The organism is Nostoc favosum CHAB5714, from assembly GCF_020829495.1.
Taxonomy (GTDB): Bacteria; Cyanobacteriota; Cyanobacteriia; order Cyanobacteriales; family Nostocaceae; genus Nostoc; species Nostoc favosum.
In genome coordinates this window covers 21,044-36,715 of record NZ_JAIVFQ010000069.1, presented here as the reverse complement: position 1 = coordinate 36,715, position 15,672 = coordinate 21,044, and the positions used below count along the sequence as shown (strand labels likewise).

At 42.1% G+C, this 15,672-nt stretch carries 18 protein-coding genes; 10 read left to right on the top strand and 8 right to left on the bottom strand.

The window, feature by feature from the left end:
• Positions 1-591: 591 nt before the first annotated feature.
• Positions 592-1,746 carry a pyridoxal-phosphate-dependent aminotransferase family protein gene (locus tag LC586_RS29170; protein WP_229488710.1) on the top strand — a complete coding sequence of 385 codons (1,155 nt, stop codon included), beginning with the start codon at positions 592-594 and terminating at the stop codon, positions 1,744-1,746.
• Between the two features lie 371 nt (positions 1,747-2,117).
• Here the strand turns inward: LC586_RS29170 and LC586_RS29165 are convergent, their stop codons facing one another.
• From LC586_RS29165 to petM, 6 genes are all read right to left on the bottom strand, one after another.
• Positions 2,118-2,345 carry a DUF2949 domain-containing protein gene (locus tag LC586_RS29165; protein ID WP_196527497.1) on the bottom strand — a complete coding sequence of 76 codons (228 nt, stop codon included), beginning with the start codon at positions 2,343-2,345 and terminating at the stop codon, positions 2,118-2,120.
• 506 nt (positions 2,346-2,851) lie between these two features.
• Positions 2,852-3,358, bottom strand: coding sequence for a DUF192 domain-containing protein (locus tag LC586_RS29160; RefSeq protein ID WP_229488709.1), 507 nt, complete (start codon positions 3,356-3,358; stop codon positions 2,852-2,854).
• 593 nt (positions 3,359-3,951) lie between these two features.
• Entirely contained in the window at positions 3,952-4,638 is a 687-nt protein-coding gene (gene nblR / locus LC586_RS29155; RefSeq protein ID WP_229488708.1) for a response regulator transcription factor NblR, read from the bottom strand.
• A 312-nt stretch (positions 4,639-4,950) separates the two neighbouring features.
• A complete protein-coding gene (locus LC586_RS29150) occupies positions 4,951-5,868 on the bottom strand; it encodes an NAD(+) kinase (protein ID WP_229488707.1) in 918 nt (305 codons plus the stop codon).
• A gap of 131 nt (positions 5,869-5,999) precedes the next feature.
• Entirely contained in the window at positions 6,000-6,998 is a 999-nt protein-coding gene (locus LC586_RS29145) for an SDR family oxidoreductase (protein ID WP_229488706.1), read from the bottom strand.
• A gap of 244 nt (positions 6,999-7,242) precedes the next feature.
• Positions 7,243-7,347, bottom strand: coding sequence for a cytochrome b6-f complex subunit PetM (petM, locus tag LC586_RS29140; RefSeq protein WP_118167852.1), 105 nt, complete (start codon positions 7,345-7,347; stop codon positions 7,243-7,245).
• Between the two features lie 207 nt (positions 7,348-7,554).
• On the opposite strand from petM, the gene pdxA reads away from it, so the two are divergent.
• The 6 genes from pdxA to LC586_RS29110 all read left to right on the top strand — a co-directional run bounded on the left by pdxA (position 7,555) and on the right by LC586_RS29110 (position 11,003).
• Entirely contained in the window at positions 7,555-8,646 is a 1,092-nt protein-coding gene (pdxA, locus tag LC586_RS29135; protein WP_229488705.1) for a 4-hydroxythreonine-4-phosphate dehydrogenase PdxA, read from the top strand.
• Positions 8,647-8,999: 353 nt separating this feature from the next.
• On the top strand, positions 9,000-9,230 hold the full coding sequence (locus LC586_RS29130) for a hypothetical protein (protein WP_229488704.1): 231 nt from the start codon (positions 9,000-9,002) through the stop codon (positions 9,228-9,230).
• An 8-nt stretch (positions 9,231-9,238) separates the two neighbouring features.
• Entirely contained in the window at positions 9,239-9,472 is a 234-nt protein-coding gene (locus LC586_RS29125) for a hypothetical protein (RefSeq protein WP_229488703.1), read from the top strand.
• Between the two features lie 192 nt (positions 9,473-9,664).
• Entirely contained in the window at positions 9,665-10,201 is a 537-nt protein-coding gene (locus LC586_RS29120; RefSeq protein WP_229488702.1) for a PM0630 family protein, read from the top strand.
• Between the two features lie 129 nt (positions 10,202-10,330).
• Complete coding sequence (locus LC586_RS29115) at positions 10,331-10,645, top strand: hypothetical protein (RefSeq protein ID WP_229488701.1); 315 nt, start codon at positions 10,331-10,333, stop codon at positions 10,643-10,645.
• Positions 10,635-11,003, top strand: a complete 369-nt coding sequence (locus LC586_RS29110) for a pentapeptide repeat-containing protein (RefSeq protein ID WP_229488700.1) — start codon at positions 10,635-10,637, stop codon at positions 11,001-11,003. Before LC586_RS29115 ends, LC586_RS29110 begins: the two co-directional genes overlap by 11 nt.
• Before the next feature lie 338 nt (positions 11,004-11,341).
• On the opposite strand, the gene LC586_RS29105 is transcribed toward LC586_RS29110, so the two are convergent.
• The gene (locus tag LC586_RS29105; RefSeq protein WP_229488699.1) at positions 11,342-12,304 is read right to left on the bottom strand and encodes a LysR substrate-binding domain-containing protein; all 963 of its coding nucleotides are present in this window, start codon (positions 12,302-12,304) and stop codon (positions 11,342-11,344) included.
• Between the two features lie 324 nt (positions 12,305-12,628).
• Here LC586_RS29105 and LC586_RS29100 point away from each other — a divergent pair, with 324 nt between their 5' ends.
• From LC586_RS29100 to LC586_RS29090, 3 genes are all read left to right on the top strand, one after another.
• The gene (locus LC586_RS29100; protein WP_229488698.1) at positions 12,629-13,339 is read left to right on the top strand and encodes a cadmium resistance transporter; all 711 of its coding nucleotides are present in this window, start codon (positions 12,629-12,631) and stop codon (positions 13,337-13,339) included.
• A gap of 79 nt (positions 13,340-13,418) precedes the next feature.
• Complete coding sequence (locus tag LC586_RS29095) at positions 13,419-14,081, top strand: hypothetical protein (protein ID WP_229488712.1); 663 nt, start codon at positions 13,419-13,421, stop codon at positions 14,079-14,081.
• Positions 14,082-14,470: 389 nt separating this feature from the next.
• Positions 14,471-14,899: a YidH family protein gene (locus LC586_RS29090; protein ID WP_229488697.1), complete on the top strand. Its 429-nt coding sequence runs from the start codon at positions 14,471-14,473 to the stop codon at positions 14,897-14,899.
• Between the two features lie 8 nt (positions 14,900-14,907).
• On the opposite strand, the gene LC586_RS29085 is transcribed toward LC586_RS29090, so the two are convergent.
• Positions 14,908-15,630: a class I SAM-dependent methyltransferase gene (locus LC586_RS29085; protein WP_229488696.1), complete on the bottom strand. Its 723-nt coding sequence runs from the start codon at positions 15,628-15,630 to the stop codon at positions 14,908-14,910.
• Between the last annotated feature and the right edge of the window lie 42 nt (positions 15,631-15,672).

Genomic DNA, 15,672 nt, shown 5'->3' with positions numbered 1-15,672 from the left:
GTTGTGAAAAAACCTGTATCAAAGTTTCGTTCTAAAAAGCCAACACACAGAGGTACTGGACAACCAGTTGAAGCTCCTAAATTTCATATCACTAATCAGTCTTTCAGCCTTAACTGAACCGTATTGCCGCATAGTGTAGGCGGTTACTTCCTTCGTTGAAGCAAAACACAGCTTTTTCACTGACGATTTCCGCGATCTTCAAAACGATTTAGCGTGTTTATATAAAAACAACAGAGGCGGATTATGGGTAAGATTTAAGAATTTATTATACCTGTGCCTCATCTAGATAGACGTTTCACCTTTGGTTAAAATAGCCGCTCTCCTACGAGCAAACGCCTTAACCTGGCGTCTAGGTGTGTGGTAAGATTGCCTGGAACAGAGGTTTTATCTGAGTTGGAATCTCGTATAAATTGCAAAGGTCAAGCTGACCGATCATTAACTCCCACGATACTTTTCCTATGAATTTGGAAAATATACAACAAGGCTGGTGACCAACTGAGTGGAATTTGTAGATGAATATCTAGGATTTGCTACCAGAACTTAACCAACTTCCCACAATTTTGACTTTTATTTTACTTTTAGGATACACACATGAACGATAAGCTGATGCTAATGATTCCAGGCCCAACCCCGGTGCCAGAAGCTGCCTTACTGGCATTAGCCAAGCACCCAATTGGACACCGCACCAGTGAATTTAGCAACATATTGGCAGAGGTGACGGAAAACCTCAAGTGGCTGCACCAAACTCAAAGTGATGTGCTAACGCTGAATGTCAGTGGTACGGGTGCTGTAGAAGCTGGAATAATTAATTTTCTCTCTCCAGGCGATCGCATTTTAGTTGGTTCTAATGGTAAATTTGGCGAACGCTGGGTAGAAATAGGTCAAGCCTACGGTTTGAATGTAGAAGAAGTTAAGGTGGAATGGGGAAAACCCTTAGACCCCGCAGTATTCGCCGAAAAACTTCAAGCAGATACCCAAAAGCAAATTAAAGCCGTAATCATTACCCACAGCGAAACCTCGACGGGTGTTTTGAATGATTTAGAAACCATCAACCGCCACGTCAAAGAACACGGTGAAGCTTTAATTATCGTTGATGCTGTCACTAGCTTGGGTGCGTTCAATCTACCTGTGGATGCTTGGGGTTTGGATATAGTCGCTTCCGGTTCCCAAAAAGGTTATATGATTCCGCCGGGATTGGGTTTTGTCTCTGTCAGCCCCAAAGCTTGGGAAGCTTACAAAACTGCGAAGTTACCGAAATATTATTTGGACTTAGGTAAATATCGCAAAGCCACAGCCAAAAATACAACTCCCTTTACTCCGCCTGTGAACTTGATCGTAGCGTTACACACCACGTTGCGAATCATGAAAGAGGAAGGCTTGGAATCAATATTTGCTCGACATGAACGGCTGAAAAATGCTACCCGCGCCGCCATTCAAGGGTTAAATTTACCCCTGTTTGCAGCAGATAATTCCGCCAGTCCGGCGATTACGGCTGTAGCACCACAAGGAATTGAATCGGATAAGATTCGGTCATTGATGAAAAAACGCTTTGATATTGCCCTAGCAGGTGGTCAAGACCATTTGAGTAACAAAATTTTCCGCATTGGTCACTTGGGCTTTGTGAGCGATCGCGATATTCTTAGCTGTATAGCATCCTTAGAAGTTACCCTAAGAGAACTTGGCTACGAAGACTTCACCCCTGGATCTGGTATAGCGGCAGCAGTTAAAGTATTTAGTCAGTCCTGAGTACTGAGCATTAAATCAAAAGAGCGAGTTGATAATTTAACTCGCTCTTTTAATTTGTATATAAATGAGTAAAAACCGCCAAAGTTAATAAACCTATATATCAAGCTTTGCACAAGGTAGAGTGGATGTAACATGCTCCAATTATCATAGATTATACCAAGTTACTTTAAGTAGTATTATTTGCTCTGAAGACAGTCGCATAGCTTATTTGACACCAAACAAGACTAATTTTGGCAACTTAGCATGATACCGAATTGGTATAAATAGTATTATTTCAGATTCTGATAACAGTCTTTTGGTAAAGACTTTTAATTTAAAATTCAAAATCCAAAATCCAAACTCCAAAATCCAAAATCCAAAATTATTATGACTTATGCCGTTTCCAGCCAATCATAAATTTGGTCTAACTGCTCTAGAGTAATCAAACCATACTGCCAAAGAATCATTGCCAAAGGGCCTGGATCTTGCTCCCGATGCCGAAGCGCCACTGCCAGCGATGCTGTGGAAATTGCCAAATCTTCTTGCAAAAAATTAATCAGTCGAGAATATTTTGATGGTGACATTTGTGTCTCACCTCCTTGTGCAGAATGTATTGTCATATATCAGTTCACCATTGCTCGGTAGCCAATAGCCAGTATTTTATCTGTCACTTTGCCGTTATCGGCCATACACCCCAGCAGAGTTTTTTTGATTTGCCTTTAACAAAGGCAAATCATAGAAAATCTGAAAAATAGAAATTTTTGTACAAATTATCTGCTTACTTCTCAAGCAGTATTTTTACTTAGTTCAATTGGCTCCATTTTGTTTACTTTTGTGCGTTATTTAATTACACATGTAGTAACAAAGATTCCATAGCCTATACTCTCTTATTGGCGACTATTTACACTTGCGCCCAAGGGAATATTTTTGCCAAACCTTAAGACTGCGATTTTAGGTTGGAGACAGTAGAATTTTACATTATTACCACAGTTTTTAAATAGTAGCGTTACAGATGGATTTTTACCATAGGACGTGCCATTTTTTACAAAAAAAACATAGATTCCGATAGTATAGACTCTGAACAGAGCAACCATCCAAATCTTTATCCCCGTAAAGCACCGAAGTCTCAATACTCAATTTTGACAATATCGCCCACTTTCAACTTCAACTCGGCAGCCCTTCCAGAGCGAAGTTCAATCACCTTATCGATTGGTGTATTGGGCCCATAGGTAGGACAAGGCTCAGTTGCACAAGGAGGTGCAGAAGCCTGAATATATTTAACTACACCGTTTTGTAAAAATACCATATCCAAGGGCACAGGTACATTCTTCATCCAAAAACTAACCGGTTGTGGTGAAGGGAACCCAAACAACATCCCCCGGTCATCTGGCAAAGCTGGTCGATACATTAACCCCATCGCTTGCTGTTGTGGTGTCTGCGCCACTTCTAACTGAATGATTGTGCCATTTGGAACAATGGCTTTAGCAGAAATTGGTAGTTTTTGACCTAAGCTCTGTGGTGCTGGAGTTTGAGAAGCGGATGTGGGGCTGGGAGGTTTAGCTGTTGTTGGCACAGAACAGCCCATCAGTAAAATACTCAGCAACATTGAGAGCAAACTTAGCCGATGAGTCATAATTATTTTTGATTTTGTAATTTAGATTTCAATTTTACAGAATTTAAGCTAGAAAACTCACGGCTTTTATTCGTCCCCTCAGGAGGCAGGGGGCAGGAGGAACCCACATATTATACGAGGTGGGATTGATCTTGGACGCTTTGTGCCTCGTGGAACTTTCCGCGACGCTCGTAAGCGTTGCGTTAACGTAAGCGTTGCGGTAGCGAACGCGAGTGCGTCTCGTAGAGAGGAACGAGCGTCCGTAGGAGCGTCTGACTCGCTAACGCTGCGCTATCGACACAATCTTTTTTGTTATTGAGCGTAGTCGAAATATACTAGTGCGGCTCTAAACCGACAACAAAAGTTTTTATTTAGGACTTACGCATTGACAAGAAATACCAAATATAAAGCAAGTTAAAAACCATATCTTTCGTAAGGGCTAAGCAATGCTTAGCCCCTACAGCATGGTCTATTTACGATCGCAGGATAATTAAGAAAGCCTGAAATAACCTATTTTAGGTAATGCACATCACGATGCATTTGTACAGTGCGTAAGTCCTATTATTAATACTTTTTTCCTCCTGCCCTCTCTTGTAAACTTTCGTCACCGTGTACTAGGATTCTCTCAAAACGTACCCTACGCCTCGCACCGTTTGAATGAGGCGCTTTTGTCCTTCATCTTCAATTTTTAACCGCAAGTAGCGGATGTACACTTCAATTACATTCGACTCACCCAGAAAGTCGTAACCCCAAACATTTTCTAAAATTTGTTCGCGGGTTAACACCTCACGGGGATGTTCCATTAAGAATTTTAATAGTTCAAATTCTTTCATTGTCAAGTCAATTGCCCGTCCGCTATGTATGGCACGGCGAGTTGCTATATCTAAAATCAGATCCCCAAAACGTAACTGCTCCGTGGTATCCACATCAGGTTTTAAGTAGAGCCGAATCAACTTCAAAAAGTCTTCTGAGCGATAAGGCTTGAGGATGTAATCATCGGCTCCTGCTTCTAGACAAGCTACACGATCATCGACTGTATCCCTTGCCATTAAAATCAATACAGGCGATCGCATACCAGTGCTTCTCAGATTTTTGCACAATGAGAGTCCTGATTCTCCTGCTAGCATCCGGTCTAAAACAATTAAAGCAGGTTGGCGATCGCGACAGTGTTGTAAACCACTAGTCGCATCATGAGCCAAAATTGATTCATAACCAGCTTCTTGCAAATCACAAGAAAGCTGATTTGCTAAACTCTCATCGGTTTCAATCACCAAAACACAGGGACTTTGAGCAACTGTCATAACAATTTGGGATATTGGATTTGGGATTGTAAAGATATTCCAAAGAAAATCTTTACATCAGTTATAAAGTGCAATTACGAATTTTTAGTGATGGAGCAATCCTGATTTGACACGCTGCTAAGAATCTTTTAGCACGTTCAGGTGCCAGCCATCTAATTCTCCGATGCAATCTTAATAACTAACTCCAAATACCATCCTTACACCAGTAATTCTGGAAGGAAATCACCGAACTGGGTAGTGGGGAGCATGAAAATGGTCAAAAAAGGAGAGAAATAACTCCTAACTCCTGTACAGACGCGATTAATCGCGTCTCTACGGCAATTCTACCGAAGTTGGTTTAGCAATATGTGGCAAACCCCAACCTAATTTTTCTCGTAAAATTCGGAAAAACTCAGGCGGTTGCAGGCGAATAAATCGAACACTATATTGCGATCGCTCCATATATACTCTATCTTCTGGTAGTACATAGCACCCTCCATTACCATCCACCACCATTACCAGCCGAGGAATGTTGACTGGGTAAATGTTGACCGATTCAGTATCTGGAAATACTAATGCTCTAGAAGCTAGGGAATGGGGACAAATGGGTACTAGCTGTAAAGCAGGTACGCCAGGGGTCACAACTGGGCCACCAGCACTCAATGAGTAAGCTGTAGAACCAGTAGGCGTAGAAACAATCACACCATCTGCTGCAATATCTACCGGCGCATGACGCCCTATGGCAATTTCAAAATGGCACATAGAGGTCAAAGGTTCCCGGTGCAGAACCATTTCATTCAAGCAGAGGGCTTCCCACAGCACTGAATCTCCTCGAAACACTTTGACGGTGAGCATGGCTCGTTCTTCAATTTCATACTCACCCGCCATTGCCTGTTCTAGTGCTTGGGGCAATTGATTCAGGAAGGTTTCTGTTAAAAATCCCATGTGTCCGGTATTCACTGTTAGCAGTGGAATACCACAGGGGGCCACCTGACGAGACGCTGCTAAAACAGTGCCGTCTCCCCCTAACACCACTGCAAACTCCATATCTGAGTCAAAACCAGGGGGCGTTAGACCATCAATGGGGGTGTGGCATACCGGACTCTCCGGGTTAGAGTAGCCCAATATTCCACCGATACTTGATGTGATACACACATCCCAACCGGCAGTGGTTAGCTTGTCTTTCAACTCGATAGCGACACGGCCCGCTATCGGTTTAACGTCATTGTAGATAATGCCTGCTTTCGGCACACTCAAATATCCAAGTTTAGGCGATGCTCTGTATATTATGTAATCCTTACACATTTTGGTCATGTAGTCATTAATCTAGAGTCAAATATCCAGAGTCTAGAGTTTCATGACTAATGTCCATTTTGTAATGACTATTGACTATTAGCTTTTGAAGACTGTTTAAAAGGAGTTTTTTTAGGTTTCTGCTTTTTGCTTTTATTTTTCTGGTAGTCTAACTCTTTGAGCTTCTTCATTATTCGGCTGAAGTACTCTTGTAGATAGCTTTCTAGGGTTGTGGTTTGTTGCGGATCTAAGCCAAAAACTCTGTATACTTCATCCATTGAAGCATTTAACTCTTTACCACTAGCCAATACTTCTGTAAATGCTAGCCTGTCTGCAACGTTCCATCCCCACTGAAAGAACCGCATTAAGCCCCGCACAGCACGCAGCAAGGTTATTGGCATCCGCGTTACCCTGGCGTCTTTTCCAGATAAACGTTCGCATAGGTTGATGATTTCTTCTGCACTCCAAGCACGAGTACCGACTACAGGAAAAGCTTGGTTTTGCGTTTCGGGTACGCTCAATGCACGGATTGCGAACTTAGCAATGTCCTGAGTATCCATATAGGCGATGGGAGAAGAATTACCAGTCACCCAAACTGGCTGTGATTCCAGAATGGGAATCCCGTACTGACCAATTAATCCTTGCATAAACCCAGCTAGCCGTAAGATGGTATAATTCAAGCCAGACTCAGCCAGGAATAGTTCTGTACACCGCTTAATTTCCATTAAGGGCACTTCTGGGTATTTATCGGCATCTAATATTGAAAAGAAGATGAAACGCTCTACACCTGCTGCTTTTGCTGCTTGAATCAATGCTACTTTGCCGTCCCAGTCCACTTGTTTGATACTCAATGAATCTGTGGGACGAGATGTTGACGCATCAATAACTTGGGTTACACCTTCTAATGCTTCCGCTAAGGTATCGGGGTAACGCAAATTTCCCGGTACGAGTTCTGCACCCCATTCTTTGAGAAAAGCTGCTTTTTTACTGCTTCGGACAAGACAGCGTACTTTATATCCCTCATCGATTGCACGACGAGCTACTTGTCTTCCTAAGGTGCCAGTGGCACCGACAATTAATAATGTCATGAGGGTTGTAATAAATTTTAATGTTTTATGAAAAGAATGTTATCAGAATAACCTATGCAAACAAAAGTTTACATCTTTTCTAAGAAAATCGTTTGTTATGGACAGACTCATGGGAAAATGGCTGTCCGTTTACCGGACAGACTTTTTCCTAGTTAGCGAAAAGTATGAACGCCAGCTTGGGGCGAACAGAACTTTTCAAGGCAGAGGAAACCTCTTCCCTCTTAATAGCCAATTACCGTAGGGATTATTCTTCTGTGCCTTGAATTTTTAGTAACAACGCGCCTAAGCCCCAGCCTACGAAGATTAAACCGAAGGACAATAGAGCTGCATTCAAAAGTTCGCCGCCCATTGGTGTGATTCTCCTTATACAAATTAGTGTGTGTAAACTAGGTCTATCAGAAGCTCTTGAATTGTTGCTGTAGAATTAGACCTGTGTAAATAATCTTAAACTAGTTTAGCAAGTAATCCCTACTGGTTTGGGGGGCAATCCCTACTGTGGAGTCGGATAACAGGGGATGGGGAAAAAATTTGATGATAATAATTATGAATAAATTTTATGTATCAAAATAATCAAGATAATTTAGTGAATTTTAGCAAAAAGAATCGCCCGCGTTTGGCGTTGACGCTGGGAGATCCGGCGGGAATTGGGCCGGAGGTGATTTTGAAAGCTTTAGCAGAACCGCAAATTAGTAAAAAATATGACGTTACAGTGGTGGGAAACCGGGATTTGCTGGCACACACTTATCACAAACTGAATTTAATCGATAATTTAGCACCTTTGGCAAATCCAGACGAGTTGTCAGTTATTGATGTGCAGTTGGATGGAGAAATTCAAGGTCAAATTATCGCCGGAATAGGTAATGCGGCCAGTGGTGCGGCTAGTTTTGCGTATATGGAATGTGCGATCGCTCAAACACTGGCTGGTAAATTTGATGCTATTGTCACAGGGCCGATCGCTAAATCTGCTTGGAAAGCCGCAGGATATAATTATCCAGGGCAAACAGAACTTTTGGCGCAAAAGTCAGGTGTTGACCGTTTTGGGATGTTATTTGTGGCGCGATCGCCCCATACTAATTGGACACTCCGTGCTTTACTTGCCACCACACATATTCCCCTACGTCAAGTAGCCGATACATTGACACCGCAGTTGTTGACACAGAAATTGGATTTGCTGGTGGAGTGTTTGGAGAAAGACTTTGGCATAGAAAATGGGAGAATTGCGATCGCAGGTTTAAATCCCCATAGTGGTGAACAGGGACAACTTGGACATGAAGAACAGGATTGGCTAATTCCCTGGTTAGAGCAAGAGCGGCAAAACCGACCACAATTACAGCTAGATGGGCCGATACCACCAGATACGATGTGGGTTAAACCTGGTCAAGCTTGGTATGGAAATTCTTTAATACAAAATCCTGCTGATGGCTACTTGGCACTTTACCACGACCAAGGCTTAATTCCTGTGAAGCTGATGGCGTTTGATCGGGCAGTTAATACTTCTATTGGTCTTCCTTTCGTTCGGACTTCACCGGATCATGGAACAGCGTTTGATATTGCGGGTAAGGGAATTGCTGATGCTACGAGTATGAAAGCAGCGATACATTTAGCGGCTGAGTTGGTTAGTCAAAGATTGGCGGTGGGTTGTGGTTAAAAGTTTTTTGTTGCAATATTTACTAAGTACAGCATTTCCTTAATTCGTAGCGAATTAAATTTGGCAATACCCTGCAATGGCAATGAATGCGTCGGCCGCTTTGTTAATGCGGGGGCGGCCTTGTTAATGCGGGGGCGGCCTTGTTAATGCGGGGGCGGCCTTGTTAATGCGGGGGCGGCCTTGTTAATGCGGGGGCGGCCTTGTTAATGCGTCGGCTTGCATTGTTAATGCGTCGGCGGCCTTGTTAATGCGTCGGCTTGCATTGTTAATGCATCTCAATGCAATGCCAATGCGTTCCCCTGCATTGAAAACGCTACGCTTTTACGCAAAACTGTACTAAGAGTAATGCTTACTTGAATTTTGAAATTATCAAAGACATCACCAATATTGAAATAATTGCTGTTGGGAACTCCATTCGTGAACTAGAACGCTTGCGTAAAACTTATGGTTCACGACGGTGGCGGAAACTTAAAGGCTTTGCAACCATTAGCTTAGACGACAGAAGTATTTATGAAACTGAGTTTCACTGGTATGAAGCCCACGGAATTGGTAAGAAAGAAATCAAAATGAAACGCTTTCTATAGGAGTAGTTATGCAGTCAGCGAACACAGAAACTCAATATGTTGTTTGCATTAACAACAAAAATTATCCTGCTTCTTTAGAAATTCGGAAAATTTACCAGACTGTTCCTGATTCTGATGCTGTTAAGCAGCAAATGATTAGAGTTATTGATGAATCAGGTGAAGACTATTTATATCCTAGCAATTATTTCGTATTGATTGAATTACCAAAAGCGGTTGCAGAAGCTTTTTCTCTGGCTAGTTAAAATTTAATTATTCGTTCCAATTTACGCTCCCATCGGAAAAACAAACTTTTCCCATCCACCTCATCTGTCTCTTCACTTTCATCCAATTACTAAAAGTAATTTCGTTTTTGTCCAACCATAGATAGCCTTGGCCCGGAAAACATGTCAGATTACTTGAATAAGTACCAAAAGTCTGACAGGAAAACCATACTAATGAGAATTTGGGCTACTACTGCTGTGCTAGCTTCTTCTTGGCTAATATCTGGGACCATAGGTTCTGAGCCAATCAACGCTACTTCTGTTTTGGTAGAAAATGCCATATCATCTCCTGCGCCAACAAATACAAAACAGATTACTGTTAGCAACACTGAGTTCGGGCTGAAGAGAGTTGATTCCAAAGGGAACGTTACCATTTTGCGGACAACAAGAGTGCCACTTCAGCAAGGAAACGCCTACGGATGGCGGATTAAACTCAAAGACTACCAAGGTGAAGTGAAATGGCGCGAAGTCTTGCGTTTACCAAAGCCTCCAGAAACTTGGGGTACAGATAACGGTGAAGACTTCTCAATATCAGCAGATGGCACTACATCTGTGACACGGCGCACACAGTCGGCTTCAAACGGTGTGATTGAAAATTTTTGGACGATCGCTCCTGGCGATCCGCTTGGTAAGCATAAAATAGAGGTTTATATTGATGACCGTTTGATCAGTACTTTCGAGTTTGAAATTATTCCAGTAAAGGGGATATAAAAGGCATTGGGCATTGGTCAATAATCAATAATTCTTCTTCCCCTACTTCCCCTGCTTCTTCTTTTCCCCTTAACCTTAAGCTGAAGAGTATCTTAGAGATAGAAGTTTAATTCTTGTTTGGTGGCGATCGTGAATACAGAGGAATTCCTGCGATTGATCGAAAATCAGCGCTCATGTCTTCAGACACTGCCAAAAGGTCTGCAAGCAATGTGGTATGACAAGAAAGGTGATTGGAGCAAAGCTCATGAAATAGTTCAAAATGCCAGCGATGCTGATAGTGCCTGGGTTCATGCTTACCTGCACCGCAAAGAAGGCGATTTGAACAATGCCCATTTCTGGTATCGTCGCAGTGGTCAGCCAGAGTTTTTAGGAGAACTAAGCCAGGAATGGGAACAAATAACTTCTGTATTGCTAAGGAAGGTGAAGGCGACGCATGAATGCTGAGGAATTAAAACGGCGTTTTGCCGCAGGAGAAAGATATTTTCCAGCCGTCAACTTGAGTAGGAACAAGCTGATTGGAGCTTATTTGCCTGGAATCAATCTATGGGGTTCTGACTTGAGTGGAGCGAACCTAGCTAAAGCTAAACTCTGGGGAGCAGATTTGAGTAGAGCTAACTTAGCCAAAGCTAACTTGACCAGAGCTAATTTGAGCGGTGTAAAACTCAATGAAGCAAATCTCCGGGGAGCAAAACTCAACTATGCTAAGTTGTATGGAGCGAATCTGACTGGCGCTTACTACGATGACAGCACGCGGTTTTCTAGAGGTTTTGACCCCATTAGTCAAAATATGCGAAAAGTGTGAATCAATTTTGGATTTTGGATTTTGGATTGACCGAATAATTCGTAATTCGTAATGGGCTACGCCCCGCTACGCTAACGTAATTCGTAAATTTTGAATTCATTAATTAGTAATTAATTAATAATTAAATCATTGAGGGACAGAGCAACTTAATTTATTAATGAAAAAAAATAAATTTATTCATCATTCAGAGCAAATACCTTTAGGTATGGGGTAATAATTACGAATTACGTTAGCGTAGCGGTAGCGATAGCGCAGCGTTAGCGATAGCGTAGCGTTAGCGAGGAACGAGCGTCGTCATCGAGCGTCGGAACGAGCGTCATTATCAATTACGAATTATTTTAGCTATCTAACATAGACGATATCAACATTTGTTCAAAGACTTTGGAAAGAGCAGTTTGAAAACGTTGACGATGCTTGAGTTTGAAAAAAGGTCGAACTATTTCTGCGTAAGCGTAGCCCGCCGTAGGCATCGCACCGTTACCCTCTCTATTATCAATCACTCGAATTGCCCGCAGTGTTCCCAACTGTATTTCTTTTTTTACCATCAACTCAGAAATTCCAATAGCACCGACACCATCTTCGATCGCTGCTTTTGTCATCTCTCCACTATTGAACACTAAAATTACATCCAGCTCACTGAGATTGATTCCCCAATTTTGTAGAGCTTCCTCAAACCTTTGCTGGGTTCCAGAACCTGGTTCTCGCATCACCCAAAGGGTTTGAGTCAATTGGGTTAAGTCAATTTCTCCCCACTCAAACCAAGGGTGTTTTTGACCTACTACAATTTGTAAGCGATCGCTCCCCACTATTTCGTACTCCAGAGTACTCTGAAGCGCTGGCTTCACATCTCCTTCTACCAAACCCAAATCAAACTGTCCTGTCGCCGTTCCGACACAAATCTCTTCTGTATTGGCAAGGCTACAGTTAATCTGGATACCGGGATATCGGCTCTTAAACTCACTAATCTTGCTTGGTAGCCAGTAGTTACCAATTGTCAGACTTGACCCTAATTTCAACTCACCCCGTTGCAGATTGTTCAATTCTCGCAATCCCCTTTCAGTCAAGGAAACTTGATCGAGAATTTTCTGCGCTTCCACTTGCAATAATTTACCAGCCTCAGCAATCTCGATATGGCGACCAATCCGATGGAACAGTTTCACACCGTATTCTTGCTCTAAGTTGTGGATTGCTGCACTGACGGCAGGTTGTGTAATATAAAGCTCCTCTGCTGCGCGAGTAAAGTGTAAGTGCTGTGCCACAGCCAGAAAAATCTTTAACTGCTCAAGCGTCATTCCTGCCATTTATGGTATCCCTAAAACTTGGTGTAAAATTTTTAATCACTTTCATTTATCATTTTGACAAACAAAAGCATTTGATTCTATCGGTTAGTTTAACTAAAGTATAAATCAAAGCTTCGGCACGGACTCAAACGACCAAGTAGAGAGCAGGGGAGGCAGAGGGAGCAGGGAGCAGGGGGAGCAGAGGGAGCAGAGGAGCAGGGAGGAAATAACCAATGCCCAATGCCCAATACTTCTCTACGAGAGGCTACGCCAACGACTTCGCTCAGTACAAGTGCCCAATGCCCAATGTCCAATTCCCAAGCATGAAAATAAGGACTTCCACAAATGAGCGATTTCGTAACTGCAATAATCACAGGGATTACCGCATTCACTGCCACCAACATCGATGATATTGTCATTCTGACGTTGCTTTTTTCACAAATAAATAAAACGTTCCGCAATCGTCACATCTTTGCTGGGCAGTATCTCGGTTTTGCTGCATTGATCATTGCTAGCCTTCCCGGCTTCTTCGGTGGACTAATTATACCGCAGGACTGGATTAGACTACTTGGTTTAATGCCAATAATCATTGGTGTGAGTAGTTTACTAAAACGCGAAGAGGATTCACCAGAGGAAGCCGAGGAAGAAACCGAACCGTCTTGTCCCTCTGTACTTGCCAGTTTTATCTCTCCGCAAACATGCAATGTAGCTGCGATCGCCTTTGCGAATGGTAGTGATAATATCAGCGTCTACGTGCCCCTGTTTGCCAACTCAAAATTAGATAGTCTGCTGGTGATACTAAGTGTATTCTTTTCGCTGGTGGGTGTATGGTGTTATGCCGCTTATAAGTTAACCTACTTGCCTGCGATCGCTAACTTTTTAACAGAGAATGGCAATACTTTTGTGCCTTGTATATTGATTGGACTCGGTATATTTATTGTTACAGAGAATGTTACTTGGACTCTTTTATCTGTAGTTTCTAGTTATATATTTTCATTAATTTTAGGTTTCAATACTCAGCCGTCGAGTGAAGAACAAGAAAAATTAAGTATCTAAGAAGAGGTGCATCATGAATTTTCTCACTAAAATTAATTCCAAACTGCAAAATCTCTTACCTATCAACAGGAGTCAAAACATGAAAATCTGGAAATCTCTGCTAATTGTCTTGATGGTTTTGGTGAATCTCGCCTTTGCTCAACCTTCTTTTGCTGATAGACCAAAGTTTAGCAAAAACCCTGACTATATCGAAGTCACTAAAGCTCTGAAAGAACTCTCTCAGACAAAAGATGCCCAAACTCAAGTTGAAGGTCTTACACCAGAAGAAATTCAAAAGAGAACCGAAGAATTAACACTGCAAAAATATGCTTTAGAGACGGGAATCAACTGGGGTCAATGCGAAAACCAAACAGGTAATACCATAGCTGTATATGGTAAAAGACCAAATGATGAAGACGAAGAAGATGCCGTATACGACAATAACCTGTATTTTCTAGCTAATGGTCAGTCCACTAAAAATAACTGGGATTGTGATGGCATCTATCTAGCGAATGATGTTAAGGTAGCAAATTTCACTTCTAGTCCTAATGGGCAAGGTCAAGAATTGACAGGCCCGGCTGCTCTAAAAATCTTTGATGGAACTCAGTTGGTAATTAAGACGAATCCAGATACTGCTGCGATTGACTTGAATGTTCCGAGTGTGAAAGTTCTTAACAGCAAAAAGGCTAACTGGTTTATCCCAGATATATCGCAGGCTCTCATAAATACACGAGTTCCTAATGCGCCTAGCAATCAGTCTTGAGATAGAACTGCATAGTCTATTTTTGAATGATTGTTCTGAATTTCAACAGGGTAACAGCCAAAATCAGAGGATAAACAGGACACGCACTAGTGAAAAACCTCTCTGATATTGGCTGTTTTATTAATTACACCTTATTACCTACACTTGCTTTTTACCATCAATTACGAATTACGAATTACGAATTACGAATTACGAATTACGAATTATTCACTCAGGCTTGTTTTATTTAGATATCTGCATTAAAATAAATTTTGAGAAAAATGTACAATCACAACAGGTATATTTCATTAGCGCATCTATTGCGCTGGGTGCAAGTCATCTGGAAGGAGATTTGCTATTACCTCCGTATTTTTTTGATAAGAGCCGCTTTGGGGATAAGGGTGTTATTGATGCAGTTAAAATCAAAACCTACAGAAGAAGATAAAGATAAAAAAAAGCCAGGACGACTGAATCCGTCCCGAATTCGAGATCACTTGGCAAATGAGCGTACCTACCTCGCTTGGATGCGGACAGGGATCGCTCTTTTAGGTTTTGGTGTCGTCATCGTGCGTTTGCGTGCTTTTCAAGTACCTTTAATACCCCGTCCTGGCAACGGCTGGAAGTTAGGTTTAGTCTTCTCGCTGGTGGGTTTGATTACCGTGTGGCTATCAACGGCACACTATTTCGCAGTCCGCCGTGATATCGAAGAAGATACTTATGAACCGACAGACCGTTGGGTGTTGCTGTTCAGTATCGCTGTGATGATTCTCGGTGCTGGAGTAATCTATTTTGTTTTTACAACTTCTTTAGATCCATTAAGTCCACTTATCCCTGAGTAATTGTATTTTTAAAACCGCACTTTGTATAACTCGAATAATTCCCCTGATTTGTGCGTTACGACTTTAGCACCAGCCGCTTTAATGGTTTTTTCCCACTTAGCCAAAGGCTCTAAAAACACCTCAGCCCCCAAATAGGTTTCCAAAACTGCCCAATCTTCTGCTAGAGGCTGTTCTGGATTGAGGACGTCAAATACAAAATGTCCACCTGGTTTTAATACGCGCTTGACTTCTGCTAGTACAGCATTCCAGTATTCGAGTGGAAAATAGCAGCTAAATCCTGTGGCGATCGCTAGATCAAACTGCTCTGATGAGTAGTTTAACTGATGAGCGGCTCCCAACTCAACACCTTTGAACAACTTGGAATTCAACTGCGGCCCACGGGAATTAAGGGTATCCCGTGCCACATTACTGATTTCTTGCCCATGAAAAAATGCTTGCCAATCCCGCCAAGGATAGATTAAAAAGCTGATTCCACAGCCTATATCTAAACAGTGCTGGTTCTTTTTAGGTTCAGCAATTTCCCAAAAAGGAGAAGCAATTCTTCCTGAGAAATTGCCAGCAATCCACTCTCTAAATATCGGCATTGCCTGTACTTCTGTGGGAACTTCAAAGGGTTGACCAAGATATTCTTGGTTAAAGCGATAGGCTAGTGGCGCTAATCTTTCCTGCCAGTCGGTTGATTTGTGTGCAGCAAAAAGATTTTGTAACTGTGAATCGGGCTTTTTGGACATCAGGTTGCTCTTTAAGTACTTCAGTCCAATTCTAGTGTAGAC

Bases quoted from the DNA above. Each gene is read 5' to 3' on its own strand.
- LC586_RS29085 (WP_229488696.1), bottom strand. From the start codon at position 15,630: ATGTCCAAAAAGCCCGATTCACAGTTACAAAATCTTTTTGCTGCACAC.
- LC586_RS29125 (WP_229488703.1), top strand. From the start codon at position 9,239: ATGCAGTCAGCGAACACAGAAACTCAATATGTTGTTTGCATTAACAAC.
- LC586_RS29120 (WP_229488702.1), top strand. From the start codon at position 9,665: ATGAGAATTTGGGCTACTACTGCTGTGCTAGCTTCTTCTTGGCTAATA.
- LC586_RS29160 (WP_229488709.1), bottom strand. From the start codon at position 3,358: ATGACTCATCGGCTAAGTTTGCTCTCAATGTTGCTGAGTATTTTACTG.
- LC586_RS29095 (WP_229488712.1), top strand. From the start codon at position 13,419: ATGAAAATCTGGAAATCTCTGCTAATTGTCTTGATGGTTTTGGTGAAT.
- LC586_RS29170 (WP_229488710.1), top strand. From the start codon at position 592: ATGAACGATAAGCTGATGCTAATGATTCCAGGCCCAACCCCGGTGCCA.
- LC586_RS29165 (WP_196527497.1), bottom strand. From the start codon at position 2,345: ATGACAATACATTCTGCACAAGGAGGTGAGACACAAATGTCACCATCA.
- petM (WP_118167852.1), bottom strand. From the start codon at position 7,347: ATGGGCGGCGAACTTTTGAATGCAGCTCTATTGTCCTTCGGTTTAATC.
- pdxA (WP_229488705.1), top strand. From the start codon at position 7,555: ATGTATCAAAATAATCAAGATAATTTAGTGAATTTTAGCAAAAAGAAT.
- LC586_RS29090 (WP_229488697.1), top strand. From the start codon at position 14,471: ATGCAGTTAAAATCAAAACCTACAGAAGAAGATAAAGATAAAAAAAAG.
- LC586_RS29100 (WP_229488698.1), top strand. From the start codon at position 12,629: ATGAGCGATTTCGTAACTGCAATAATCACAGGGATTACCGCATTCACT.
- LC586_RS29110 (WP_229488700.1), top strand. From the start codon at position 10,635: ATGAATGCTGAGGAATTAAAACGGCGTTTTGCCGCAGGAGAAAGATAT.
- LC586_RS29145 (WP_229488706.1), bottom strand. From the start codon at position 6,998: ATGACATTATTAATTGTCGGTGCCACTGGCACCTTAGGAAGACAAGTA.
- LC586_RS29105 (WP_229488699.1), bottom strand. From the start codon at position 12,304: ATGGCAGGAATGACGCTTGAGCAGTTAAAGATTTTTCTGGCTGTGGCA.
- nblR (WP_229488708.1), bottom strand. From the start codon at position 4,638: ATGACAGTTGCTCAAAGTCCCTGTGTTTTGGTGATTGAAACCGATGAG.